Raw genomic sequence first — 25,213 nt, forward strand, 5'->3', positions numbered from 1 at the left:
GCCCCGCCCCGCGCCGCCCAGCGTCAGCGCCGCCCCCGCTACCGCGCCGCCCGGCGCACCCGGCCGCGCCCGGCGGCCAGCACCGCCCCGGCCGTCACCAGCAGGGCGGCGGCCGGCACCACGTCACCGATCCGGTCGTACCAGGTCAGCGTCGACGGCGCGGTGAGCGGCAGCCGCACCGTCAGCGCGCCGGTGCGGTCCGTCCCGAACCGGGCCAGCTCGCGGCCCTGCGCGTCGAAGGCGGCCGAGACCCCGGTGAGCGAGGCCTGGACGGCCGGCCGGCCGGTCTCGGCGGCGCGGATGGCGGCCAGCGAGACGTGCTGCTCGGGCGCCCAGGTGTCCTGGAAGGTCGAGGTCGAGGACTGGTAGACCAGCACCCGGGCGCCGTCCCGGGCGGCCGTCCGGGACATGTCGGGGAAGGCCGACTCGAAGCAGATCAGCGCCCCGACCGGCAGCGGCGCCCCCGTGCGGTCGGTGGCGGGGAGGACGTGGAACGCGTTCCCCGGGGCCCGGTTCTCGCCCGCCGCCCGGCTGACGCCGGCGATCCAGCCCAGCAGCGGGCGCAGCGGGATGTACTCGCCGAACGGCACCAGCCGGATCTTGCGGTAGCGGTCGACCGTCCCGGCGGGGGAGACCAGCACCGCGTCCTTGGAGATCCGCCCGTCGGCCTTGCGGGCGTCCTCCCCGGCCAGGATCTCGGCGCCGGTGACGGCGGAGAGCCGGCTCAGCCGGGCCGCGGCGGCCGGGTCGCGCTCCAGGTCGGCGGTGGTGCTGCTCTCGCCCCAGACGATCAGGTCGACCGGCCGCCCGCCCAGGGCGGCGGTGGCGGCGGCACTCGCCTCGAACCGGGCCTGCGGGTCCTCGACGATGCCGGGCTGGACCAGGGCCACGGTGACCGCCCCGGCGCCGGCGGGCGCGGCGCGCAGCGCGAACAGCAGCGGGCCGGCCGCCAGCACCAGTACGGTGGCCAGCGCCGCCAGGGCGCGCGGCCGCCACCCGGTGGCGGTCAGCACGATCAGCACACCGGTGTTCACGGCCACCACGGCCGCGCTGACCAGCCAGATCCCGCCGGCCGAGGCCAGCGCCAGGACGGCCGGGTGCCGCCACTGGGTGGCGCCGAGCAGCGCCCACGGGCCGCCGAGGGCGTGCCACGAGCGGGCGTACTCGGTGGTCAGCCAGACCGCGGGGACGACGGCCAGGGCGAGCAGCGCGCGCCGGGCGGTCAGCGGCGGGTGCAGCAGCCGGTGGACGGCGAGGCCGACCCCGGCCTGGAGCACGCCGAAGACCACCGCGAGCAGCGGCAGCGCCGGGCCGATGGAGGGGATCAGCCAGTACATCCCGGTGAGGATGAACCCCGCGCCGAACCACCAGCCCCGGACGGCGGCCTCCCGGGCGCTCGGCGCCCGCTGCATCAGCAGCAGGCCGGGCACCAGGGCGACCCAGGCGAGCGCGGCCAGCCCGGGGGCCGGGAAGGCGAACACCGGCAACGCCCCGGCGGCCAGGGCGGCCCCCCGCTCGCGGTAACGGTGGGCCCGGACGGCACGGTCCGGAGGGGTGGGCGCCCGGAGGGCGGGCCGGGGCAGCGTGAGGCGGCGGGACATGCCCCGTATTGTCCGCTTCAGCGGCGATCACTGCCAGGGTCCTGTCACCCGAATGGGTGAAGGACCCTGGCAGGACAGGCCCCGGGAAGAACCGGCCCGGGACTTCCGAGCGCCCGTCAGGCCTCGTCAGGCCTCGCCGGCCCTCGTCGGCTCCCGTCAGCCCTCGTCGCCCTCCAGGTCGCCCTCGGTCTCCAGGAAGGCGGCCTGGAGCTGCTCGATCAGCTCCGGGTCGGGCTGCTCCCAGAGACCGCGCTCGGCCGCCTCCAGCAGGCGCTCGCTGATGCCGTGCAGCGCCCAGGGGTTGGCGTCGGCCAGGAACTCGCGGTTCACCGGGTCGAGGACGTACTCCTGGGTCAGCTTCTCGTACATCCAGTCGGCGACCACGCCGGTGGTGGCGTCGTAGCCGAAGAGGTAGTCGACGGTGGCCGCCATCTCGAAGGCGCCCTTGTAGCCGTGGCGGCGCATCGCCTCCATCCACCGCGGGTTGACGACCCGGGCGCGGAACACCCGGGCCGCCTCCTCGGTCAGGGTGCGGGTGCGGACGGTCTCCGGGCGGGTCGAGTCGCCGATGTAGGCGGTCGGGGCCTTGCCGGTGAGCGCCCGCACGGTGGCCACCATGCCGCCGTGGTACTGGAAGTAGTCGTCCGAGTCGGCGATGTCGTGCTCGCGGGTGTCGGTGTTCTTCGCGGCGACGGTGATCCGCTTGTACGCCGTCTCCATCTCCTCGCGGGCCGGCCGCCCGTCCAGGCCGCGACCGTACGCGTAGCCGCCCCAGACCGTGTACACCTCGGCGAGGTCGGCGTCGGTGCGCCAGTCGCGGCTGTCGATCAGCTGGAGCAGACCGGCGCCGTAGGTGCCCGGGCGGGAGCCGAAGACGCGGACGGTGGCCTTGCGCTCGTCGCCGTGCACGGCGAGGTCGGCCTGGACGTGGGCGCGGACGTAATTGTCCGCGGCGTCCTCCTCCTGGGCGGCGGCCAGGCGCACCGCGTCGTCCAGCAGGGCGACCACGTGCGGGAAGGCGTCCCGGAAGAAGCCGGAGATGCGCAGGGTGACGTCGATCCGCGGGCGGCCCAGCTCCTCCAGGGAGATCGCCTCCAGGCCGGTGACCCGGCGCGAGGCGTCGTCCCAGACCGGGCGCACGCCCAGCAGCGCGAAGGCCTCGGCGATGTCGTCGCCGGCGGTGCGCATCGCGCTGGTGCCCCAGAGCGAGAGCCCGACCGAGGGCGGGCAGGCGCCGTCGTTGTCGGCCCGGTAGCGCTCGACGAGGGAGGCCGCCAGCGCCTGGCCGGTCTCCCAGGCGAGCTTGCTGGGCACGGCCTTCGGGTCGACCGAGTAGAAGTTGCGGCCGGTCGGCAGCACGTTGACCAGGCCGCGCAGCGGCGAGCCCGAGGGCCCGGCCGGGACGAAGCCGCCACCGAGCGCGTGCAGCACGGCGTCGAGCTCGTCGGTGGTGGCCGCCAGGCGCGGCACCACCTGGGTGGCGGCGAAGGCGAGCACGTCGGCGACGGCGGCCGGCAGTCCGGCGGCGACCTTCTCGACGGCCTCCGGCGCCCAGTCCTCGGCCTCCATCGCCTCGACCAGCGCGCGCGCCTGGGCCTCGGCCGCGTCGGTGGCGCCCAGCGTCAGCGCGGCCTCGTCCAGGCCGAGCGCCTCGCGCAGGCCGGGCAGGGCGCTGACGCCGCCCCAGATCTGCCGGGCGCGCAGGATGGCGAGCACGATGTTGACCCGGTCGGTGCCGGCCGGCGCCTGGCCGAGGACGTGCAGGCCGTCCCGGATCTGGGCGTCCTTGATCTCGCAGAGCCAGCCGTCGACGTGCAGCAGGAAGTCGTCGAAGCCGTCGTCCTCGGGGCGCTCGTCCAGGCCGAGGTCGTGGTCGAGCTTGGCGGCCTGGATCAGCGTCCAGATCTGGGCCCGGATCGCGGGCAGCTTGGCCGGGTCCATCGCGGCGATGTTGGAGTGCTCGTCGAGCAGCTGCTCCAGCCGCGCGATGTCGCCGTAGGAGTCGGCGCGGGCCATCGGCGGGACGAGGTGGTCGACCAGGGTGGCGTGGGCGCGGCGCTTGGCCTGGGTGCCCTCGCCCGGGTCGTTGACCAGGAACGGGTAGATCAGCGGGAGGTCGCCGAGGACGGCGTCCGGTCCGCACTCGGCGGAGAGCGCGGCGGTCTTGCCGGGCAGCCACTCCAGGTTGCCGTGCTTGCCGAGGTGGATCACGGCGTCGGCGCCGAACCCGCCGTCCTGCCGCGCGGCCGCGATCCAGCGGTACGCGGCCAGGTAGTGGTGCGAGGGCGGGAGGTCGGGGTCGTGGTAGATCGCGACCGGGTTCTCGCCGAAGCCGCGCGGCGGCTGGATCAGCACCAGCAGGTTGCCGGAGCGGACCGCGGCCAGCACGATGTCGCCGTCCGGGTTCTGCGAGCGGTCGACGTAGAGCTCGCCGGGGGCCGGGCCCCAGTGCTCCTCGACGCGGGTGCGCAGGGCCTCGGGGAGGGTCGCGTACCAGCGGCGGTAGTCGGCGGCCGGGATGCGCACCGGGTTGCGGGCCAGCTGGTCCTCGGTGAGCCAGTCCTGGTCGTAGCCGCCGGCCGCGATCAGCGCGTGGATCAGCGCGTCGCCCTCGTGCATGTTCTCGGGGACGGTGTCCAGCCCCGGCAGGTCCGAGCCGAGGTCCATGCCCTCCGCGCGCAGCCGCGCCAGCAGGCGCATCGCGCTGGCCGGGGTGTCCAGGCCGACGGCGTTGCCGACCCTGGCGTGCTTGGTCGGGTACGCGGACAGCACCAGCGCCAGCCGCCGCTCGGCGGCCGGGATGTGCCGCAGCCGGGCGTGCCGGACGGCGGTGCCGGCGACCCGGGCGGCGCGCTCGGGGTCGGCCGCGTAGACGGTGAGGCCGTCCTCGTCCAGCTCCTTGAAGGAGAACGGGACGCTGATCAGCCGGCCGTCGAACTCCGGGACGGCGATCTGGGTGGCGGTGTCCAGCGGGGAGAGGCCGTCGTCGCTGGCCTCCCACTGCGCGCGCGACCAGGTGAGGCAGAGCGCCTGGAGGATCGGGCGGTCCAGCGCGGCCAGCGCGCCGGCGTCCCAGGCCTCCTCGTCGCCGCCGGCCTGCGCGTCGGCCGGGCGGGTGCCGCCGGCCGCCAGCACGGTGGTGACCAGCGCGTCGGCCTCGCCCAGCGCGGCCAGCAGCGCCGGCTCGGCGCCGCGCAGCGAGGCGCAGTAGTACGCCCTGGCGCGCGCGCCCTGGTCCTCGATCGCCCGGCAGAGGGTGTCGACGAAGGCGGTGTTCCCGCTCATGTGGTGGGCGCGGTAGTAGAGCACCGCGACGATCGGGCCCTCGGTCGTCCGGGCCTCGCGCTCCAGCGGTCCCCAGGCGGGGGCGGAGGCGGGCGGGGCGAAGCCGTGGCCGGTGAGCAGCACCGTGTCGGAGAGGAAGGCGCCCAGCTCGGCCAGGTTGGCGGCGCCGCCGTGGGCGAGGTAGGCGTGCGCCTCGGCCGCGATGCCGGCCGGGACGGTCGACAGCTCCATCAGCTGGGCGTCCGGCGCCTGCTCGCCGGTGAGCACGATCACCGGGCGGGGGCCGGCCAGCAGCGCGTCCAGGCCCTCCTGCCAGGCGCGGCGGCCGCCGAGCAGGCGCACCACGACCAGTTCGACGCCCTCCAGCAGGGCGGGCAGCTCTTCGGGCGAGAGCCGGGCCGGGTTGCCGAGGCGGTACGGGACGGGGCCCTCGGCGGCCCGGGCACTGAGCAGGTCGGTGTCTGACGTCGACAGCAGCAGGATCATGCGAAGGCCCTCCCGGCCTCGATGGCGGGCAAGGGCAAGGTCACGGGCGACGACGGGGTCGCCCGTGGAGGCACGTGCGACGGCGGGGTCGCGGGCATGCGGCGGCGCATGGCGTCAAGCCTTCCTCGGGGTCCGCGCCCCGGGCCGGTGGAGGACGGCAGGAGTTCCTGGCTCCCACGGTTGAACCGTGGTCACAGTGGCGGGACCGCACCGGGTTTGCACCGGCTTCCTCCCCTGCGCCGTCGCTGGCGTGCGGGCGGCCCCGCGGGGCCGCCCGGCAGCATCGTACGGGGTGCGGCTGACCAGGGGGAGAGCGGCCGGGAGTGTGACCCGCGGGACAGCGGCAAGCGATCGGATCATCTGTATGCTCGCGGCCATGCCACCCACACCCGACGCGACCGCGCCGCACCCCGCCGTGTCCGGCCGGGGCCGCGAGGACGCCTGCCCGGGGGCGCTTCGTCTGCACACCGCGGCCGACGGCGCCCTGGCCCGGGTCCGGCTGCCCGGCGGACTGCTGACGGAGGATCAGGCGCTGGCCCTGGCCGGGGCCGCCGAGTCGCTGGGCGACGGCCACCTGGAGATCACCTCGCGCGGCAACGTCCAGCTGCGGGGCCTGGCTTCGGAGTGCGGCGCCGAACTCGGCGGGCGGCTGCGGGCGGTCGGGCTGCTGCCCTCCGACACCCATGAGAGGGTCCGCAACATCGTCGCCTCGCCGGGCCCGGCCGGCGGCTTCGCCGACGTCCGGGCCTGGGCGCGCGAACTGGACGCGAAGCTGTGCGCGAGCCCCTGGGCGGCCGCGCTCTCCGGCAAGTTCCTGTTCGCCCTGGACGACGGACGCGGCGACGTGGCCGCCCTGAACGCCGATGTGACGTTGATCGCAGGCCCGGACGGCAGCGCGCTGCTGCGCCTCGCCCGCGCGGACACCGCCCGGCCCGTCCCCGCCGAGCGGGCCGTCGACACGGCGCTGGCGGTCGCCCGGGACTTCGTGGCCGTGCTGCGCGCCACCGGCCGCGAGGCCTGGCACCTGCGGGACGTACCCGACCTGGTGCCGCCGGGTTCGGTGAAGCTGCCGGCGTTCGCCGGTACGCCGCCGCCGCTCGGCGCGGTGCCCGGCGGCCTCTCGGTCGCCCTGCGGTTCGGCTCCGCCTCCGGCGCGCAGTGGCGGGCGCTGGTCGACGCCGCCGAGGGGGAGCTGCGGCTCACCCCGTGGCGCGGTGCGGTGCTGCCCGCCGCCGCCCCCGGGCGGCTCGCCGGCCTGGCGGCGGCCGGCTTCCGGACCGCGCCCGGAGCCGCCTGGGAGCGGGCCACCGCCTGTACCGGGCTGCCCGGTTGCGGGTCGTCCCGGGCCGACGTCCGGGCCGACGCCGCGCGCGCCCTGGAGGCGGCCGGGACGGGGGGCCTGCCCGTGCACTGGTCGGGCTGTGAACGGCGCTGCGGCCACCCGGCCGGGCGGTGGGTGGACGTGCTCGCCACCGGGCAGGGCTACCGGGTGACGGTGAACGGTCCGGCAGCCGCCGGGGCGGCCGTGGACGTGACGAACGAGGAGACGGCCGAGGCGGTCGCCGAGGCCAGGAGGACCACGAAGTGATCGAGTACGAGAAGGACGGCGCGTCCATCTACCGCCAGTCCTTTGCCACCATCCGGGCCGAGGCCGACCTCGCCGCCCTGCCCGCCGACGTGGCCCAGGTCGCGGTGCGGATGATCCATGCCTGCGGCATGACCGACCTGGTCGAGGACCTGGTGTACTCGCCGGGCGCGGTCGCCTCCGCCCGTGCCGCGCTGCGCGCCGGGGCGCCGATCCTCTGCGACGTGAACATGGTCGCCAGCGGTGTCACCCGCAAGCGGCTGCCCGCCGACAACGAGGTCATCTGCACCCTGACCGACCCGTCGGTGCCCGAGCTGGCCCGGCGGATGGGCAACACCCGCAGCGCCGCCGCGATGGAGCTGTGGCTGCCCCGGCTGGAGGGCGCGGTGGTGGCCGTCGGCAACGCGCCGACCTCGCTGTTCCGGCTGCTGGAGCTGATCGAGGCGGGCGCGCCGCGCCCGGCCGCGGTGATCGGCGTCCCGGTGGGCTTCATCGGCGCCGCCGAGTCCAAGGAGGCCCTGGCGGCGCACCCGTCCGGCCTGGAGCACCTGGTGGTGCGCGGCCGGCGGGGCGGCAGTGCCATGGCCGCGGCGGCCATCAACGCGATTGCGAGTGAGGAAGAGTGACGGACGCTCAGCAGACCGGCCGGCTGTACGGGGTCGGGCTCGGCCCGGGGGACCCTTCGCTGGTCACCGTCCGCGCCGCCGAACTCATCGGCAAGGCCGACGTGGTGGCGTACCACAGCGCCCGGCACGGCCGGTCCATCGCCCGGTCCATCGCCGAGCGCTATCTGACGGGCGGTCAGATCGAGGAGAAGCTGGTCTACCCGCTCACCGTCGAGACCACCGACCACCCGGGCGGCTACCGGGGTGCGCTGGACGACTTCTACCAGGAGGCCGCCGACCGGCTGGCCGCCCACCTCGACGCCGGCCGCAGCGTGGTGGTGCTCGCCGAGGGGGACCCGCTCTTCTACGGCTCCTACCAGCACATGCACAAGCGCCTCGCGCACCGCTACCCCACCGAGGTGGTCCCCGGCGTGACCTCGGTCAGCGCCGCCGCCGCCCGGCTCGGGGTGCCGCTCACCGAGGCGGAGGAGACGCTCACCGTCATCCCGGGCACGCTGCCCGAGGAGGAGCTGACCGCGCGGATCGCCTCCGCCGACTCCGCCGTCATCATGAAGCTGGGCCGCACCTTCCCCGCCGTCCGCCGCGCCCTGGAGCGGGCCGGCCGGCTGGCCGACGCCCAGTACGTCGAGCGGGCCTTCATGGCGGGCGAGCGCACCGGCCCGCTGGCCGACGTCGACCCCGAGAGCGTCCCCTACTTCTCGGTCGCCGTGCTGCCCAGCAAGGTCGCGCCCTTGGAGCGGCCGGCCCCGCCGGCCGCGGGCCCCGGCAGCGTGACGGTCATCGGCACCGGCCCGGCCGGCCCGCTCTGGCTCACCCCCGAGGCGCGCGGCGCCCTCGCCGCCGCCACCGACCTGGTCGGCTACACCACCTACCTGGACCGGGTGCCCGAGCGCCCCGGCCAGCAGCGCCACGGCTCCGACAACAAGGTGGAGTCCGAGCGGGCCGAGTTCGCGCTGGACCTCGCCCGGCGCGGGCACCACGTCGCGGTGGTCTCCTCCGGCGACCCGGGCGTCTTCGCGATGGCCACCGCCGTCCTGGAGGTCGCCTGCGAGGAGGCCTACGGCGACGTCCCGGTCCGGATCGTGCCGGGGATGACGGCCGCCCACGCCGCCGCCTCCCGGGCCGGCGCCCCGCTCGGCCACGACTACGCGGTGGTCTCGCTCTCCGACCGCCTCAAGCCCTGGGAGGTGGTCGCCAAGCGGCTGCGCGCGGCGGCCGAGGCCGACCTGGTGCTGGCCCTGTACAACCCCGGTTCGCAGTCCCGCACCACCCAGGTCGGCCTGACCCGGGACCTGCTGCTGGAGTACCGCGACCCCGGGACGCCGGTGGTGATGGCCCGCGATGTCGGCGGCCCGACCGAGCGCGTGCGCACCGTCCGCCTCGGCGACCTCGACCCCGCCGAGGTCGACATGCGCACCATCCTGCTGATCGGCTCCTCCCAGACCCGGGCCGTCCGGCGCGGCAACGGCACCCAGGTGGTCTGGACGCCCCGCCGCTACCCGGAGGTGTGAGCCCCGCCCTCCTCCCCGCCCGCGGCGGGGAGGAGGGCGGCCGGGGACGACGGAGGCCGGCGGGCCGGTTCAATGGTCCGCGCGAGGTGAGGAGCGGGCGGCGTGGCGGAGGTCGGTGGACGGGCCGGGCAGCTGAGGAGCAGCGGGCTGCGGCCCGGGTGGACGACGGGCGCCTGTGCGACGGCGGCGACCAAGGCGGCCTACCAGGCGCTGCTGACCGGGGCCTTCCCGGATCCGGTGGTGATCACCCTGCCGAAGGGCCAGCGGCCCGGCTTCGCGCTGGCGGCGGAGGAGCGGGCGGCCGACCGGGCGATGGCCGCGGTGGTGAAGGACGCCGGGGACGATCCGGACGTGACGCACGGTGCGCTGATCCGCTCGACGGTGTGGGCGGGGGAGCCGGGCAGCGGGGTGGTGTTCCGGGCCGGTCCCGGCGTCGGGACGGTCACCAAGGCCGGACTGCCGCTGGCCGTCGGCGAGCCGGCCGTCAACCCGGTGCCCCGGCAGATGATCCGGGACGCGGTCGCCGAGGTGGCGGCCGAGTTCGGCGGCGGCGGGGACGTCGTGGTGGAGGTCTCGGTGGACCACGGCGAGGAGATCGCCCGCTCCACCTGGAACCCGCGCCTGGGCATCCTCGGCGGGCTCTCGATCCTCGGCACGACCGGGATCGTCGTCCCCTACTCCTGCTCCGCCTGGATCGACTCCATCCGGCGCGGGGTGGACGTGGCCCGGGCCGCCGGGCGCGCCCATGTCGCGGGCTGCACCGGTTCGACCTCGGAGAAGGTGGCCGCCACCGTGCACGGCCTGCCCGAGGACGCGCTGCTCGACATGGGCGACTTCGCCGGGGCGGTGCTCAAGTACCTGAAGCGCCACCCGGTACCGCGGCTGACGGTCGCGGGCGGCTTCGCCAAGCTCTCCAAGCTGGCCGCCGGTCACCTGGACCTGCACTCGGCCCGCTCCCAGGTCGACCAGGGCTACCTCGCGGGCCTGGCCCGAACCGGCGGCGCCGGGCCCGAGCTGGTCGCGGCGGTCGCGGCCGCCAACACGGCCCTGGAGGCGATCCAGCTCTGCCGCACGGCCGGCGTTCCGCTCGGTGATCTCGTCGCCGAGGCGGCCCGGGCCACCGCGCTCGGGGTGCTGGTCGGCTCGCCGGTCGCGGTGGACGTCATCTGCATCGACCGGGCCGGCACGATCGTGGGCCGGGCGGAGCCGCTCGGCCCGTGAGGTCGCGGGGCGCCGGATCCGTAACAGGAGTGTGGCGGTGGTGTGCCGATGCCTCGTCAATCCGGAGCAGAAATGGACAAAGGTGACGCATTGCCTGCCCCTGACCCTGTTGCTATCTCAAGCATGAGATATGGTCTGGCGAGTGACAGGCGACTATCTCACCCGCATCGGCACCCTCATCCGCACCGCGCGTCAGCACCGTGGTTGGTCCCAGGCCCAGCTCGGCGAGGCCCTCGGCACCAGCCAGAGCGCGGTCAACCGCATCGAACAGGGCAAGCAGAACGTCAGCCTTGAGATGATCGCCCGCATCGGCGAAGCCCTCGACAGCGAGATCGTCTCCCTCGGCTACGCCGGCCCCATGCACCTGCGGGTCGCCGGCGGCACCCAGCTCTCCGGCGCGATCGACGTCCGCAGCAGCAAGAACGCCTGCGTCGCGATCCTCTGCGCCTCGCTGCTGACCACCGGCCGCACCACGATCCGCCAGGTCGCCCGGATCGAGGAGGTGTACCGGATCCTCGAAGTGCTCACCAGCATCGGCGTCAAGAGCCGCTGGACCAACGAGGGCCGCGACCTCGAACTCACCCCGCCCGCCGAGCTCGACCTCGCGGCGATGGACGTCGAGGCCGCCCGCCGCACCCGCAGCGTGCTGATGTTCCTCGGCCCGCTGATGCACCGCGCCGACCGCTTCGCCATCCCGTACGCGGGCGGCTGCGACCTCGGCACCCGCACCGTCCAGCCGCACCTGACCGCGCTGCGCCGCTTCGGCCTGGAGGTCGCCACCACCTCCGGCGCCTACCACGCCTCCGTCCAGCCCGGCGCGCCGATGGACCGGCCGATCGTGCTGACCGAGCGCGGCGACACCGTCACCGAGAACGCCCTGCTCGCCGCCGCCCGGCACGACGGCATCAGCGTCATCCGCAACGCCTCCCCCAACTACATGGTCCAGGACCTCTGCTTCTTCCTGGAGCGGCTGGGCGTGAAGATCGAGGGCATCGGCACCACCACCCTCACCGTGCACGGCGTCCCCGAGATCACCCGCGACGTCGACTACACCCCGGCCGAGGACCCGGTGGAGGCGATGAGCCTGCTCGCCGCCGCGGTGGTCACCTCCTCCGAGCTGACGATCCGCCGGGTGCCGATCGAGTTCCTGGAGATCGAGCTCGCGGTGCTGGAGGGGATGGGCCTCGACTACGACCGGACCCCCGAGTACCGGGCCCACAACGGCTACACCCGGCTGGTCGACCTCACCGTGCGCCCCTCCAAGCTGACCGCGCCGGTCGACACCATCCACCCGATGCCGTTCCCCGGCATCAACATCGACAACGTGCCGTTCTTCGCCGCGATCGCCGCGGCCGCCAACGGCACCACGATGATCCACGACTGGGTGTACGACAACCGCGCCATCTACCTGACCGAACTCACCCGGCTCGGCGCGGACATCAAGCTGCTCGACCCGCACCGGGTGCTCGTCCAGGGCCCGACCCGCTGGCGCGCCGCCGAGATGGTCTGCCCGCCGGCGCTGCGCCCGGCCGTGGTCATCCTGCTCGCGATGCTCGCCGCGAAGGGCACCTCGGTGCTGCGCAACGTGTACGTCATCAACCGCGGCTACGAGGACCTCGCCGAGCGCCTCAACTCGATCGGCGCCCAGATCGAGACCTTCCGCGACATCTGACGGACCGCTCGCCGGCCGGCCTCACCCGTCGAGGCCGGCCAGCAGGCCGGCGACCTCCGGCCCGTGGGTCCGCATCGGGTCTCCGTCGCTGCTCGTGGCCCGGCTACTCGCCGGTCGCGCCGTCCAGGTGCTCGCGCAGCAGGTCGGCGTGGCCGTTGTGGCGGGCGTACTCCTCGATCATGTGGGTGAGGATCCAGCGGAGCGAGAAGGCCTCCTCGCCGTGGTGTCCGAGGGAGTCCAACGACTCGGCGGCGGCGACCAGTTCCCGGGCGTGGTCGCACTCGCCGCGCCAGACGGCGAAGGCCTCCGCCGGGTCGGCCGTGTCGACGTCGAACTCGGCGAAGCTGCCGTCGGGGTGCTTCCAGAAGCCGGGCCTGGCCTCGTCGGCGAAGGTGTTGCGGAACCAGCCGCGCTCCACCTCGGCGAGGTGGCGGACCAGGCCGAGCAGCGAGAGCGCGGACGGCCGCAGGACGCGCGCGCGGAGCTGCTCGGTGCTCAGCCCGGCGCATTTCATCGCCAGCGTGTCCCGCTGGAAGTCCAGGAAGCTGACCAGGGTGGCGCGTTCGTCGGCGGTCTGTTCGGTCCGGGTGCGCTCTTCGGCTCTCATCGGCCCATCCTGGCAGGGCCGCCGCCGGCCGTCGCCCGGTTTACCGGGGAGCGAGACCGCGCGCCGCGAGCCAGTCCAGGGCGGCCGGCACCGATGCGGCGACCGGCACCCCGGCCGGCGGCGCCGGCCGCTCCACGACCACCACCGGCAGGCCGAGTTCGCGCGCCGCGGTGAGCTTGGGGGCGGTGGCGGCGCCGCCGCTGTCCTTGGTGACCACGACGTCGATCCGGTGCTCGCGCAGCAGCGCCCGCTCGCCGTCCAGGGTGAACGGGCCGCGGTCGAGCAGCACGTCGAGGGCGGCGGGCACCGGCGGCTCGGGCGGGTCGACCGAGCGGGCCAGGAAGCGCAGGCCGTCGAGGTGGGCGAAGGCGCCGATGCCCTGGCGGCCGGTGGTGAGGAAGACCCGCCGGCCCAGCCCGGGCAGCACGGCGGCGGCGGCGTCCAGCGACTCCACCGGATGCCAGCGGTCGCCGTCCACCGGCGACCAGCCGGGCCGGCGCAGCGCCAGCAGCGGGACGCCGGTGGCCGCGGCGGCCAGCGCGGCGTTGCGCGACATGACGGCCGCGAACGGGTGGGTGGCGTCGACCACCGCGTCCACCCGCTCCGCGCGCAGCCAGGCGGCGAGCCCGTCCGGTCCGCCGAAGCCGCCGATCCGGACCTCGCCCGCGGGCAGCCGCGGTGCGGCGACCCGCCCGGCGAGCGAGCTGGTGACCCTCGGCCCGGTGGTCCCCGGCCGAGTGAGCCCCGGCCCGGGGCCTTCCGGCGCCGGGTCGGAGGCCAGGGCGGCGGCGAGGGCCCGCGCCTCGGTCGTGCCGCCGAGGACGAGCAGGTGGGCCCTCACGCGCCGCAGGGCTCGTGCGGGCGCTCGCGGTCCGCCGAGTAGAGGTGGCTGTCCCGGAACTGCTCGGCGGTCAGCGTGCGGCCGATCAGGATGACGGCGGTGCGCACCACGCCCGCCGCCTTCACCTGCTCGGCGATGCCGGCGACGGTGCCGCGCAGCACCAGCTCGTCCGGGCGGCTCGCCATCGCCACGACGGCGACCGGGCAGTCGGCGCCGTAGTGCGGCAGCACCTGCTCGACCACGTCGTCGATGTACCCGGCGGCGAGGTGCAGCACCAGCAGCGCGCCGCTGCGGCCGAGCGTGGCGAGGTCCTCGCCCTCGGGCATCGGGGTGGCCCGCTTGGCGATCCGGGTGAGGATGACGGTCTGGCCGACGGTCGGCACCGTCAGTTCCCGCTTGAGTGCGGCCGCCGCAGCGGCGAAGGCGGGCACGCCGGGCACGATCTCGTAGGGCACGCCGGCCGCGTCGAGCCGGCGCATCTGCTCGGCGACGGCGCTGAACACGGACGGGTCGCCGGAGTGCAGCCGGGCCACGTCCTGCCCGGCCTCGTGGGCGGCGACCAGCTCGGCGACGATCCGGTCCAGGTCGAGCTGGGCCGTGTCGACCAGCCGGGCACCGGCCGGGCACTCGTCCAGCAGCTCGCGCGGCACCAGGCTGCCGGCGTACAGGCAGACCTCGGCGCGGGCCAGGATGCGCGCACCGCGCAGGGTGATCAGGTCGGCGGCGCCCGGGCCGGCCCCGATGAAGTAGACGGTCACGAGCTCGCTCCTGGATCGGTCGAAGGTTTGACGGCGGACCACTGGGTGACCGGCATCGCCTGCCGCCAGCCGGTGAAGCCGCCCACGGGCACGGCGTGCGCCACGGCGAGGCGCAGCAGCTCGCCGCCGTGCCGCCGGTACCAGCTGGTCAGCAGGGCCTCGGACTCCAGCGTCACGGTGTTGGCGACCAGCCGGCCGCCCGGCGGCAGCGCCGCCCAGCAGGCGTCCAGCAGGCCGGGCGCGGTGAGGCCGCCGCCGATGAACACGGCGTCCGGGGCGGGCAGCCCGGCGAGCGCGTCCGGCGCCGCGCCGGTGACCACCCGCAGCCGGGGCACGCCCAGCGCGGCGGCGTTGCGGCCGATCCGCTCGGCCCGGACGGGGCTCCGCTCGACGGTCACCGCCCGGTTGTCCCGGTGGGCGCGCAGCCACTCGATCGCGATCGAGCCGGAGCCGCCGCCGACGTCCCAGAGCAGCTCGCCGGGGGCGGGCGCGAGGGTGGCCAGGGTGGCGGCGCGCACGTGCCGCTTGGTCAGCTGGCCGTCGCTCTCGTAGGCGCTGTCGGGCAGGCCGGGCACCAGTGAGGTCCGGGGGCCGTCCGCCAGCTCGACGGCGATGACGTTCAGCGGGTCGCCCGCGGGGTGCGGCCAGCCGTCGGCCGGGCCGTCCAGCCGCCGCTCGCCGGGGGAGCCGAGCTGTTCCAGCACGTGCAGCCGGGCGGTGCCGAAGCCGCGTGCGGTGAGCAGCGCGGCGACGGCGGCGGGCGTCCGGGCGTCGGCGCCGAGGACGAGCAGCCGGCGGCCGGCGTGCAGGGCGAGCGCCAGGGTGTCCAGGGGGCGGCCGACCAGGCTGACCACCTCGGTGCCCTCCAGCGGCCAGCCGAGCCGGGCGCAGGCGTAGGAGACGGAGGAGGGGTGCGGCAGGACGCGCAGCCGTTCGGCGCCGACGGTCTCGGCGAGGGTGCGGCCGATGCCGAAGAACATCGGGTCGCCGCTGGCCAGCACGGCCACCCGACGGGCGGCGTGCTCGGCGAGCAGCCCGGGGACGGCCGGGCGCAGCGGGGACGGCCACGGCACCCGTTCGGCGGCCACCTCGGCGGCGGGGAGCAGGGCCAGCTGGCGCGGGCCGCCGATCACCACCTCGGCCGTCCGCAGCGCCGCCCGGGAGGTGGTGGCGAGGCCGGGCCAGCCGTCGGCGCCGATCCCGACGACGGTGATCGGCGGTGGCAGCTCGGGCACCGGGGGCTCCTCATTCGGTCAGTGTCGTGCGGGTCTGCGGGTCTGCGGTCTGTGTGCCACAGCCGGCCGGTCGGTCGGCCTGCCGGTCGGCGCCGCTCGGCCGACGAAGGCGTGGCCGGGGCAGCCTACCTGGCGGTACGCGGCCACCACCCGGTCAGGGTGCACGCCCCGGTGGCCGCGGTCAGCGTCGTCCGGGGGCAGTTCAGCGCCCCCCGCGTGCGATCCGGTCCGGTGCCCGGCCTGCCCCGTTCAGCGTTCGGTGCGGCGGGTCCAGTCCCCGGAGGGGATCAGCGCCGGGTGGGCCCGCAGACGGGCGGCGACGGCGGGGCCGGCCAGGTAGACCCAGGCGTCCTCGGTGGACCCGGCCGCCGTCCGGACGGCCAGCCGCTCGCGCACGTACTCGCCGGTGCCGTCGGCCCGGCAGTCCTCCAGCCGGTCGAGCGCGGCGAGCGCGGCGGCGTACCCGCCGGGGCGCACGGTGATCAGCTCGCCGAGGATCCGCCGACCCGGTGTGCCGTCCGGCACCGCGTACGGGAACCCCGGGCCGTCGTGCAGCGCGGCACCCTCCAGTACGGCCGGCCGGATGTCCGCGCAGCGCCCGGCGAGGTGCACGGCGTGGTTGCGGCCGCCGGTGCGGAGCGTGCCGTAGACGAAGAACGGCAGGGCGCTTGGCCGGGCGCCCGGCGGGCCGGCCGTCGGTGCGTCGGCTGTCGGCCCGTCGGTTGTCGGTGCGTCGGACAAGGGGCCTCCCGGTGCGTGCTCCCCCGGCCGGGGGAGCGCCCACCGTAGCGCCCGCGCCGCGCGCGCCCCCGGGGCGGCGGCGACCGTCTGGTGATACCCACTGGCGCGCGGGTGCGGTGATGCGCTGTCATGGCGGTTGACCGCCAGTACCGTCCTAGGGGGACACCCATGACAGCACCCGTCTCACGCACGCTCGCCAAGGCCCCGGCCGGCGGACCCGCCGACGCCGTCCCCGGTCCGGCCGGCCTGGGGAAGGCGGTCTGGCTGGCGCTCGCCGTGGTGTACGTGGTGTGGGGCTCGACGTACCTGGCGATCCGGATCGCCCTGGAGACGATGCCCTCCTTCCTCTCCGCCGGGGCGCGCTTCCTCGTCGCCGGGCTGGTGCTGGGCGGCTTCGTGCTGTTCCGCGAGGGGCGGGCCGGGCTCCGGCTGGACCAGCGGCAGTTCGGCTCCTCCGCGCTGGTCGGCCTGTTGCTGCTGACCGGCGGCAACGGGCTGGTGGTGCTCGGCGAGAACTCCATCCCGTCGGGGTTGACGGCGCTGCTGGTGGCGGCCGTCCCGCTCTGGATGGTGCTGCTCACGGCGGCCACCGGTGACCGGCCCAAGCCCGTGGAGCTGTCCGGGGTGCTGCTCGGGCTGGCCGGGCTCGCGGTGCTCTCCGCGCCCGCGATCGGCGGGGACATCGCACCGGCCGGCGTGATCGCGGTCATCTGCGCCACGCTGACCTGGGCGGCCGGCTCGTTCGCCGCCAAGCGGATCCCGATGCCGGGCAACGTCTTCGCGGGGAGCGCGTACCAGATGATCGTGGGCGGGCTGGGCAACGTGGTGATCGGACTGGCCCGCGGGGAGCAGCACGGGCTGGACGTCGGCGCCTTCTCCACCCGGTCCTGGCTGGCGCTCGGCTACCTGGTGGTGGTCGGTTCGCTGGTCGGCTTCACCGCCTACGCCTGGCTGCTGCAGTCCGCGCCGCTGACCCTGGTCGCCACGTACGCCTACGTGAACCCGGTGGTGGCCGTGCTGCTCGGCTCGCTGGTGCTGGCCGAACCGCTGACCGGCCCCACCCTGGTGGGTGGGGCGATCGTGGTGGTCGGCGTCTGTCTGGTGGTCAGCGTCAGCCGGCTGCCGGCGCGGGCACCCCGGACGCCTTCGCGTAGGTGAGGACGAGCACGCCGTTGGCCAGCACCCGGGTGTCGACCAGGGTGAAGGCGTTCGGCGAGAACCCGGCCCGGAAGAGCGGGATGCCGGAGCCGACCGCGACGGGGTTGAGCTTGACGATCAACTCGTCGATCTCGGGCAGCAGTTGACCGGCGAGGTCGCCGCCGCCGCAGAGGTAGATGCCGAGGCCCTCCTCCTGCTTCAGCCGGCGCACCAGGTCGAGCGGCTCCTCCGCGGTGACCTCGACGGCCGGGTCCGGGCTGCTGGTGAGCGAGCGGGAGACCACGATCTGGCGCAGGTGGGCGTAGGGGCTGGAGAGGCCCGCGGCCAGGCCCGGCTCGTAGCTGGCGCGGCCCATCAGGACGGTGTCGAAGCGCTCGTTGGGCGCGTCCGCCAGGCCGAACGCGGCCCGGGCGGGGGTGGGCAGTGCGTCGCCCATCTCGCCGGTCAGGAAGGGGAGGGCCCCGGGGATGTAGGGGTCGAAGAACCCGAAGTCGCCGTCCGGGGCGGCGATGTAACCGTCGAGGGTGGCGGCGACGTAGTAGGTGAGCTTGCGCATTCACGTCCTTGGAGACCCGGTCGAAAGCCCTGCGCCCTCAACCACTCCGGCTATAGTACTCAGTCTGTAGTGGTTGTCCAGATGTTTCTGAAGGAGGATCAGGGCCGTGGTCCAGAACCCCGCTCGCCGTACCGCCCTCACCGACGCCGCGATCGACGTCCTCGCCCGCGAGGGCGCCCGGGGACTCACCTTTCGCGCGGTCGACGTACAGGCGGGCGTCCCCGCCGGCACCGCGTCCAACTACTTCGCCAACCGCGACGACCTGCTCCACCAGACCGCCCGTCACATCCACCACCGGCTCATCCCGGACCCGGCCGTCATCGCCGAGCTGCTGCGGGCCCCGCGCGACCGCGCCCTGGTCACCGCCCTGATGCACGACCTGCTGGGCCGGATCACCGCCGAGCGGGCCGGGTACCTGGCGCTGCTCGAACTGCGGCTGGAGGCCACCCGTCGGCCGGACCTGCGCGCCGAGCTCACCGGGACGATCCGCGAGCAGTTGGAGGCGAACATCGCCTACCACGTGGGCGAGGGCCTCCCCGGCGACCGGGAGACGGTCGTCGTCCTCTACCTCGCGATGACCGGCCTGCTGGTCGAACACCTCACCCTCCCCGAGGTGCTGGGCGTCGACGGCCTCGCCGCGCTGGTCGGGACGATGGTCGAGCGGATCGTGCCGAGCGCCTAGCGGGAGCGGGCGGGCCGCGGCTCGGCGTCCCGCCGCGGCTCGCACTCCTGGCGACCTGCTGGCGACCTCCTGGCGACGCCAAGGGGGGTGGCGGCGGCGCCCCTCCGCCGCCCGCTCAGTCGGCGGGGCCGTCGGCCCAGGTGACGAGCAGGGCGCTGAGGGCGACCCCCGGCCCGAGGCCGAAGACCAGGCCGCGCCCACCGGCGGCCGGGGGCGTCCGGTGGGTCCGGGCCAGGACGGAGAAGACCGTCGCCCCGCCCAGGTTGCCCTCCTCGGCGAGCACCGCCTTGGAGTGCCGGAGGAAGTCCTCGTCCACGCCGAGCAAAGTGCCGAGCCGGTCGAGGATCGCGGGGCCGCCCGGGTGCAGCACACCGAAGTCGAGCTCCCGGGCGTCGTGCCGGTCCAGCCAGTCGAGCAGGGCCGGCCCCAGGTCGGTGACCGAGCGGAGCGAGGCCCGGGTGGAGGCGAAGTGGTCGCCGCGGTCGTCGGTCAGCTTGCGGTACCGGTCGGTGGACCCCGGCACGGTGTACTCGAAGCGGTGGCCGAGGCGCAGCCCGGGCGTGCGCCGCTCGCTCGTGACGACGGCCGCGCCGACGAGGTCCCCCCAGAGCCCCTTGTAGATCTGGTCCTCGATCGACGTCCGGCTGTCCTGGTAGAGCGAGGAGAGCGACTCGCCCGCGACCACCAGGACGACGCCGCCCGGGTTTCCGGCCAGGTACTCCTGGGCCGCGATCAGGACGTGCGCGCCGCCCGCGCAGGCCAGCTGCGTCATCGGCCGGCGGCTGATGTCCGGGCGGAGCCCGAGCCGCTGCTGGAGCAGGATGTCCAGCCCCGGCACCCCGTCACCGGTGGCGCTGCTGACGACGACGCAGTCGACGTCCCCGGTGCCCGCCCCCGCGTTGGCCAGCGCCTCGCGGGCGGCGCTCTCGGCGGCGGCCAGCAGGTCGGCCATGGTGGTGGTCTTGCGCTCGGCGGCGGTGCGGTCGGGCGAGGTGACGACCTCGTACGGCTGGAAGTACCGGCGGGTGCCGGGCAGGTTGCTCAGGGCCATCCGTACCGTCTGGGCCTGCCGGGGCGAGTAGCCGGGATTGCGGGCGAGGATGTCGTCGCGTATCCGTTCGGCCCGGACGAGGTGGGGGCCCGCGACCACGGCCGGTCGGCCGACGTACGCGGTGGTCGGGGTAGGCATGTCGCGGCGTCCTCGGAGCGTCCGTACCGCACCCGGGCGGGTGCGGCAGTCGGCACCCGTGCGGTGGCCGTACGGAGCGCGTCGACACGCTGTGACGCACCGTGACACTCGCGGGATCCCCCCACCGGATACTGACGTCCCCACGCTACCTGTCCCGCTCCGGGACTTCCGCCGGATGGTGGGCCTGATGGGGGTCGGGTGACCGTGGGTGCGCACGGTACGGCCCCGGGCGGAGCACCGCCGCGACTACGCAGAGTCGCTGTCGTGGGGCGGGTCTCGGTGCACGGGACGGTCGGGGGCCCCGTGCACCGGGCCGGCTCAGCCGGCGTTCCCCAGCGCGGCCTCGCAGAGCCGCTCCGCCAGTTCGCCGAAGGCGGCGCCCAGTTCCTCGTCCGCGATCCCGGTCGCGTAGGCCTGGAAGGCGAGCGCCGCCTGGGCCTGGACGGCCGGCGTGGCGTAGCCCGGGTCGATCGGGTACGGCTCGCCGGGCGGCCAGGGGAGCGGCCAGTGCCGCGGCCACGGCAGCCGCCGGTCCGGCGGGGTCGGGCACCAGTCGTCCCCCACCTCGGTGAGGATGCCGCCCGGGTCGCCGCCGGACAGCCGGGCGGTGATGGCCGCGTTGGCCACCGCGTTGACCGTCCCGGCGACGGCCAGCCGCAGCTCGGTGGCGCCGGGCGGCAGCGGCTGGGGGTTGAGCCCGGCCTGCCCGCCGCCGTGCGCGGCCAGGTGGACGTGCCGGGTGGGCCCGAGGACGGGCAGGTGCGGGCGGATGCCGTCCAGGGCCTCGGGGTGGAGCCGGCCCAACAGCTGGAGCAGGGTGGCGGATTGGCTGACGAGGGTCATCGGGAACCCCTTCCGGGGTGACGGGGGTCGCTGCCGGTAGCCGATCGTATGCGGATCGTGCCGTCAGGCGGCCGCCGACACACCCTCAGTGCGCGGCGGCGAGCAGCTCCCGGGTGTAGTCGGTGTGCGGGGCGGCGAACAGCCGGTCGCGGTCGGCCGATTCGACCAGCCGGCCGCCGTGCATCACCGCGACGCGGTCGCAGAAGTGCCGTACCACGGCGAGGTCGTGCGAGACGAAGAGGAAGGCGACGCCCAGGCGTTCGCGCAGCTCCATCAGCAGGTTGAGCACCTGGGCGCGGACCGAGACGTCCAGCGCGGAGACCGGTTCGTCGGCGATGATCAGGCGCGGTTCGGGGGCGAGTGCCCGGGCGATGCCGATCCGCTGGCGCTGGCCGCCGGAGAACTCGTGCGGATAGCGGTCCAGGTGGCCGGCCGCCAGCCCGACCTGCTCCAGCAACTCGGCGGACCGCTCGCGCCGTTCGGCGGGGCCGAGGGCGGTGTGCAGGCGCAGCGGCGTGTCCAGGGTCTGGGCGACGGTGCGGCGCGGGTTGAGCGAGGCGTACGGATCCTGGAAGACCAGCTGGATCTCGCGGGCGAGCCGGCGGCGCAGCGCCCGGTCGGGCGCGGTGACGTCGATCCCGTCGTAGCGCACCCGGCCGGCGGTCACCGGCTGCAGGCCGGCCAGCACGCGTGAGGTGGTGGACTTTCCGGAGCCGGACTCGCCGACCAGCCCGAGCGTCTCACCGGGCGCGATCCGCAGGCTCACGCCCTCCACCGCGCGCACGGGTTCGCCGCGCCGGCCGGTGGGGCGCCGCCGCCCGGGGAAGTGCACGGCGAGCTCCTCGACCTCCACCAGCGGGTGGTCGGGGGCGGCGCCCGCCCGTGGTGCGAAGGTGAAGGACGGCGACGGTTCGTCGACGGTGGCCAGCGGTGTGCCCGGCACGGTGTCCGCGGTCAGCGCCGCGCCCACCAGGGCCCGGGTGTAGGGCTGTCGCGGCGCCGCCAGCAGCTCGGCGGTCGGCGCGGACTCGACCTGCCGGCCGTCGCGCAGCACCAGTGTGCGGTCGGTCGTCCCGGCCACCACGCCGAGGTCGTGGCTGACCAGCAGCACCGCGGTGCCGTGCTCGCGCTGCAACTCGCCCAGCAGGTCGAGGACCTGCCGCTGGACGCGGGCGTCCAGCGCGGTGGTCGGCTCGTCGGCGATCAGCACGTCGGGGTCGTTCATCAGTGCCATGGCGATCATCACCCGCTGACGCATGCCGCCCGAGAACCGGTGCGGGTGGTCGCCGGCCCGGGCGGCCGGGATGCCGACCCGGTCCAGCATGGCGACGGCCCGCCGCCGGGCCTCGGCACGCCCGGCGCCCGGGTGGTGCAGCCGGTACATCTCGGCCAGCTGCGCACCCACGCCGTGGAACGGGCTGAGCGAGGTGAGCGCGTCCTGGAAGACCAGGGCGACCCGGCCGCCGCGCACCTCGCGCAGCACCGACTCACCGGCGCCGACCAGCTCCCGGCCGGCGAGCCGGATCGAGCCGGTGACGGTGGTGGTGCGCGGGTCGTGCAGGCCGAGCACGGCCAGGCCGGTCGCGGACTTGCCGGAGCCGGACTCGCCGACCAGGCCGAGGACTTCACCCCGGGCGAGGTCGAAGGAGAGGCCGCGGACGGCGTGCACGGGAGCGCCGCCGCGCGGGTCGGCGAAGGCGACGGAGAGGTCGCGGACGCTCAGCACCGCTTCGGTGGAGGGGGTCATCGGTACTCCAGAGGGGTCAGCTGAGACGGATGCGGGGATCGAGCCAGGCCACCGCGAGGTCGGCCAGGGCGACGAACAGCACCACGAAGCAGGCGGCGAGCAGGACGGCGCCGACCACGGCCGGCAGGTCCTGCCCGGAGACGGCCTCGGCGGCGAAGGTGCCCACGCCGTTCAGCCCGAACACCGTCTCGGTGATCACCGCGCCGCCGAGCAGCGCGCCGGCCTCCAGCCCGAGCAGCTGCACCAGCGGACCGGCGGCGCCGCGCGAGGTGTACTTGAGGTGGGTGCGCACCCGGCCGAGGCCCTTGCCGCGCGCGGTGCGGACGTACTCCTCGTTCATCGTCTCCAGCAGCTGGGAGCGCGAGAGCCGGGCGAAGACGGCCGAGTTGACGAAGCCGAGGACGAGCCAGGGCAGCAGCATCCCGCCCGCCCAGGCGGCCGGGTCCTCGGCCGGCGGGGTGTAGGAGGGCAGCGGCAGCAGGCCGGTCGAGTAGACCAGCGCCCACTGGGCGACGTACCCGAGGAAGTAGATCTGCACGCTGGCGCCGACCAGGGTGAAGCCGGAGAGCAGCCGGTCCGTCCTGGTCCCGTGGCGCAGGGCGGAGACGAAGCCGGTGCCGAGCCCGAACAGCACCAGGACGGCGAGCGCGCCGGCGGTGAGCGAGAAGGTCACCGGCAGGTGGTCGACCAGGGCCTCGGTGACGGGCTGGTGGAGCCGGTAGGAGTAGCCGAGGCAGGGTGCGTCGCAGTGGATGACCGAGCCGTCGACGTCCGCGATGTCCCGCCCGGCCACGACTCCGGCGAGGTAGTCGGTGTACTGGGTGAGCAGTGGCTGGTCCAGGCCCATGCTCTGGCGGACGGCCGCGACCTGGCCGGAGTCGCAGCGCGGGCCGCAGGCCGCGCGGGCCGGGTCGGCGGGGGCGGCGTAGAAGAGGGCGAAGGCGGCGGCGGAGACCGCGACCAGGACGGCGAGGGCCTGGAGGGTCCGCCGCAGGGCGAAGGAGAGCATGGCCGGTCCGGGGTCGAGGGGGGACGGGGTCGGGGACGGGACGGCGGGGGCGGCCGGGGCCGCCTGGGCGGTCCCGGCCCCGACCCCGCGGGCCGGGCGGGGTCAGGACTTGAGGTAGAGCCAGGCCAGCCCGACCGAGCCGTAGATCGGGTGGACGAACGCCCCGCCGACGTTGCTGCCGCGCAGCTGGTTCACGGCCGGGTAGGCGAAGGGCAGCACCGGTACGTCCTTCATCACCGTCTGCTCCAGCGCGTACAGCTCCTTGGCCTTGGCGCGCGGCTCGCCGATCTGGTTGATCCGGTCGATCTCCTTGTCCACCTCGGCGTTGCGGTAGCGGGCGGAGTTGAGGTCGCCGTTGGCCCGGCCGTCGAAGGAGAACGGGACCAGCGTGGAGGGGGTCGGCCAGTCGACCGAGCTGGTCTCCTCGAACAGGTCGTACGGGGAGTCGGCGCGGTGCGCCTCGTCCAGCAGCGCCTTGGGGTCGACCGGCTTCGGCACGATGGTGATGCCGGCCTTGGCGAAGCCCTCCACGAGCACCTGGGCGACCCGCTGCCCGTTCGGCGTGGAGGCGTAGGCGTAGGTCAGCGCGGCCGGCGGCTGCTTGGCCCGGGCGAGTGCCTGCTTGGCGGCCTCCGGGTCGCCCTCCGGCTTCGCCGGGTACAGGTCGTACTTCTGCCAGTCGACCAGGGCGGGGGAGCTGAGCGTGGTGGCCAGCTCGCCGACCCGGGAGCCGCCCTGGACCTGGCGGGCCTGCTGGCGCGGGTAGGCCAGATGCAGGGCCTTGCGGACCTCGACGTCCGGCACCCGCTCGTTGTTGATCACGAGCTGGGTGACGAAGGCGCCCTGGCGGCCGGAGACCACCAGCTCCTTGGCCTTCGGGTCGGTGTCCACGTTCTGGTAGAGCTCGGGGGAGAGCTGGGTCGCCACCGTGGTGGCGTCGGCGCCGCCGTCCCGGCCGGAGAGGATCTCCTGGTTGATGTTGAGCGCCTCCTTGCCGAAGGTGAAGACGAACCGCTCCGGGTACTGCGAGCGGATCGGGTCGGTCTCCGCCTTCCAGTGCGGATTGCGCTCCAGCACCAGCCGGGTGTTCTGGACGTGCTCGGCGATCCGGTACGGGCCGCTGGCGAACGGCAGCCGGTCGTAGTCCGTGCCGGTGTCCTTGTCCCTGCGCACCGGCGAGGAGGAGGACTGCGCGGCCATGTACGGCACGTCGGCCTGCGGCTGCGGGAAGTGCAGGACGAGGGTGCGGTCGTCCGGGGTCTCGATCGCGGCGAGGTCGCCGTCCTGCGGGCCGGGGTACTTCTTGCGCGCGTCGTCGTAGCTGGCCTCGCCGGTGAGCCACTGCGGCCAGTACGGCGGGCCGACCTCGTAGCCCTTGCCGAAGGAGCGCTCGATGCCGTACTTGACCTGCTGGGAGGTGATCGGCTGCCCGTCCTCCCAGGCCACGCCCTCCTTCAGCCGGTACGTCCAGGTGCGGCCGCCGTCGGCCGGGGTCCCGGTGTCGGTGGCGAGGTCGCCGACCAGCCTGGCCTTGCCGTCCACCACCTGGTACTGGGTCAGCTGGCGGCCCCAGAGCAGCGAGGTGTTGTACGCGGCGCCGGCGTAGACCTTCTGCGGGTCGAGGTGGCGGAAGTCGGTGGTGTTGTAGACGTTGACGGTGCCGCCCGCGCGGGCGCCGGGGACGGCGGGGGCCGGGCCGGCGCTCTCCTTCTCGGTGCCGAGCGCGGCGGTCAGCGGCGAGGACTCCCGGGCGGTGGCCCCGGCCCCGGTGCCCGGGGTGGAGCCCGCGCCGGCCGAGCAGGAGGTCGCCAGCACCGCGGTGGCGACGACGGCGAGGGATGGTTTGATCCAGCGCATGGC

20 protein-coding genes and 1 riboswitch are annotated in these 25,213 nt (G+C 75.3%); of the genes, 7 read left to right on the forward strand and 13 right to left on the reverse strand.

Annotation, left to right across the window (positions count from 1 at the left end; translation table 11 throughout):
- Positions 1-38: 38 nt before the first annotated feature.
- Both lnt and cobN read right to left on the reverse strand, forming a co-directional pair.
- Complete coding sequence (lnt, locus tag ACFWA9_RS08460; RefSeq protein WP_380384589.1) at positions 39-1,601, reverse strand: apolipoprotein N-acyltransferase; 1,563 nt, start codon at positions 1,599-1,601, stop codon at positions 39-41.
- Between the two features lie 156 nt (positions 1,602-1,757).
- Complete coding sequence (gene cobN, locus ACFWA9_RS08465) at positions 1,758-5,372, reverse strand: cobaltochelatase subunit CobN (RefSeq protein WP_380384592.1); 3,615 nt, start codon at positions 5,370-5,372, stop codon at positions 1,758-1,760.
- A 161-nt stretch (positions 5,373-5,533) separates the two neighbouring features.
- A riboswitch (cobalamin riboswitch) is annotated at positions 5,534-5,604 on the reverse strand.
- 144 nt (positions 5,605-5,748) lie between these two features.
- On the opposite strand from cobN, the gene ACFWA9_RS08470 reads away from it, so the two are divergent.
- From ACFWA9_RS08470 to ACFWA9_RS08490, 5 genes are all read left to right on the forward strand, one after another.
- Positions 5,749-6,960 carry a hypothetical protein gene (locus ACFWA9_RS08470; protein ID WP_380384595.1) on the forward strand — a complete coding sequence of 404 codons (1,212 nt, stop codon included), beginning with the start codon at positions 5,749-5,751 and terminating at the stop codon, positions 6,958-6,960.
- Positions 6,957-7,583 (forward strand): precorrin-8X methylmutase, encoded by a 627-nt coding sequence (locus ACFWA9_RS08475; protein ID WP_359806975.1) that lies wholly within the window; start codon positions 6,957-6,959, stop codon positions 7,581-7,583. Before ACFWA9_RS08470 ends, ACFWA9_RS08475 begins: the two co-directional genes overlap by 4 nt.
- On the forward strand, positions 7,580-9,094 hold the full coding sequence (locus ACFWA9_RS08480; protein ID WP_352292495.1) for a precorrin-2 C(20)-methyltransferase: 1,515 nt from the start codon (positions 7,580-7,582) through the stop codon (positions 9,092-9,094). The genes ACFWA9_RS08475 and ACFWA9_RS08480 overlap by 4 nt, the downstream gene beginning before the upstream one ends.
- 102 nt (positions 9,095-9,196) lie before the next feature.
- Entirely contained in the window at positions 9,197-10,315 is a 1,119-nt protein-coding gene (locus tag ACFWA9_RS08485) for a cobalt-precorrin-5B (C(1))-methyltransferase (RefSeq protein ID WP_380384599.1), read from the forward strand.
- Between the two features lie 142 nt (positions 10,316-10,457).
- Positions 10,458-11,987 (forward strand): UDP-N-acetylglucosamine 1-carboxyvinyltransferase, encoded by a 1,530-nt coding sequence (locus ACFWA9_RS08490; protein WP_380384601.1) that lies wholly within the window; start codon positions 10,458-10,460, stop codon positions 11,985-11,987.
- A gap of 103 nt (positions 11,988-12,090) precedes the next feature.
- Here the strand turns inward: ACFWA9_RS08490 and ACFWA9_RS08495 are convergent, their stop codons facing one another.
- The 5 genes from ACFWA9_RS08495 to ACFWA9_RS08515 form a co-directional block, all read right to left on the reverse strand.
- Positions 12,091-12,594, reverse strand: a complete 504-nt coding sequence (locus ACFWA9_RS08495; RefSeq protein ID WP_352292491.1) for a DinB family protein — start codon at positions 12,592-12,594, stop codon at positions 12,091-12,093.
- Positions 12,595-12,634: 40 nt separating this feature from the next.
- Complete coding sequence (locus ACFWA9_RS08500; protein ID WP_380384604.1) at positions 12,635-13,435, reverse strand: cobalt-precorrin-6A reductase; 801 nt, start codon at positions 13,433-13,435, stop codon at positions 12,635-12,637.
- The gene (gene cobM, locus ACFWA9_RS08505) at positions 13,432-14,193 is read right to left on the reverse strand and encodes a precorrin-4 C(11)-methyltransferase (RefSeq protein ID WP_380384607.1); all 762 of its coding nucleotides are present in this window, start codon (positions 14,191-14,193) and stop codon (positions 13,432-13,434) included. The genes ACFWA9_RS08500 and cobM overlap by 4 nt, the downstream gene beginning before the upstream one ends.
- Complete coding sequence (gene cbiE / locus ACFWA9_RS08510; RefSeq protein ID WP_380384610.1) at positions 14,190-15,428, reverse strand: precorrin-6y C5,15-methyltransferase (decarboxylating) subunit CbiE; 1,239 nt, start codon at positions 15,426-15,428, stop codon at positions 14,190-14,192. Before cbiE ends, cobM begins: the two co-directional genes overlap by 4 nt.
- 249 nt (positions 15,429-15,677) lie before the next feature.
- Positions 15,678-16,169 (reverse strand): gamma-glutamylcyclotransferase family protein, encoded by a 492-nt coding sequence (locus ACFWA9_RS08515; protein WP_380384613.1) that lies wholly within the window; start codon positions 16,167-16,169, stop codon positions 15,678-15,680.
- Positions 16,170-16,337: 168 nt separating this feature from the next.
- Here ACFWA9_RS08515 and ACFWA9_RS08520 point away from each other — a divergent pair, with 168 nt between their 5' ends.
- Entirely contained in the window at positions 16,338-17,327 is a 990-nt protein-coding gene (locus ACFWA9_RS08520) for an EamA family transporter (protein ID WP_380384616.1), read from the forward strand.
- Here ACFWA9_RS08520 and ACFWA9_RS08525 read toward each other — a convergent pair.
- Positions 17,281-17,883, reverse strand: a complete 603-nt coding sequence (locus tag ACFWA9_RS08525) for a dihydrofolate reductase family protein (protein WP_352292478.1) — start codon at positions 17,881-17,883, stop codon at positions 17,281-17,283. The genes ACFWA9_RS08520 and ACFWA9_RS08525 overlap by 47 nt on opposite strands.
- Positions 17,884-17,989: 106 nt before the next feature.
- On the opposite strand from ACFWA9_RS08525, the gene ACFWA9_RS08530 reads away from it, so the two are divergent.
- Complete coding sequence (locus ACFWA9_RS08530; RefSeq protein ID WP_380384619.1) at positions 17,990-18,565, forward strand: TetR/AcrR family transcriptional regulator; 576 nt, start codon at positions 17,990-17,992, stop codon at positions 18,563-18,565.
- A gap of 115 nt (positions 18,566-18,680) precedes the next feature.
- Here ACFWA9_RS08530 and ACFWA9_RS08535 read toward each other — a convergent pair whose 3' ends face one another.
- The 5 genes from ACFWA9_RS08535 to ACFWA9_RS08555 all read right to left on the reverse strand — a co-directional run bounded on the left by ACFWA9_RS08535 (position 18,681) and on the right by ACFWA9_RS08555 (position 25,210).
- Entirely contained in the window at positions 18,681-19,754 is a 1,074-nt protein-coding gene (locus tag ACFWA9_RS08535; RefSeq protein ID WP_380384622.1) for a PhlD, read from the reverse strand.
- 318 nt (positions 19,755-20,072) lie between these two features.
- The gene (locus ACFWA9_RS08540) at positions 20,073-20,597 is read right to left on the reverse strand and encodes a hypothetical protein (protein ID WP_352292472.1); all 525 of its coding nucleotides are present in this window, start codon (positions 20,595-20,597) and stop codon (positions 20,073-20,075) included.
- 85 nt (positions 20,598-20,682) lie between these two features.
- Complete coding sequence (locus ACFWA9_RS08545) at positions 20,683-22,344, reverse strand: dipeptide ABC transporter ATP-binding protein (RefSeq protein WP_380384625.1); 1,662 nt, start codon at positions 22,342-22,344, stop codon at positions 20,683-20,685.
- 16 nt (positions 22,345-22,360) lie between these two features.
- Positions 22,361-23,353: an ABC transporter permease gene (locus tag ACFWA9_RS08550; RefSeq protein WP_329490711.1), complete on the reverse strand. Its 993-nt coding sequence runs from the start codon at positions 23,351-23,353 to the stop codon at positions 22,361-22,363.
- 102 nt (positions 23,354-23,455) lie between these two features.
- Entirely contained in the window at positions 23,456-25,210 is a 1,755-nt protein-coding gene (locus tag ACFWA9_RS08555; RefSeq protein ID WP_380384628.1) for an ABC transporter substrate-binding protein, read from the reverse strand.
- Between the last annotated feature and the right edge of the window lie 3 nt (positions 25,211-25,213).

This window comes from Kitasatospora sp. NPDC059973 (assembly GCF_042737525.1).
Lineage (GTDB): Bacteria > Actinomycetota > Actinomycetes > Streptomycetales > Streptomycetaceae > Kitasatospora.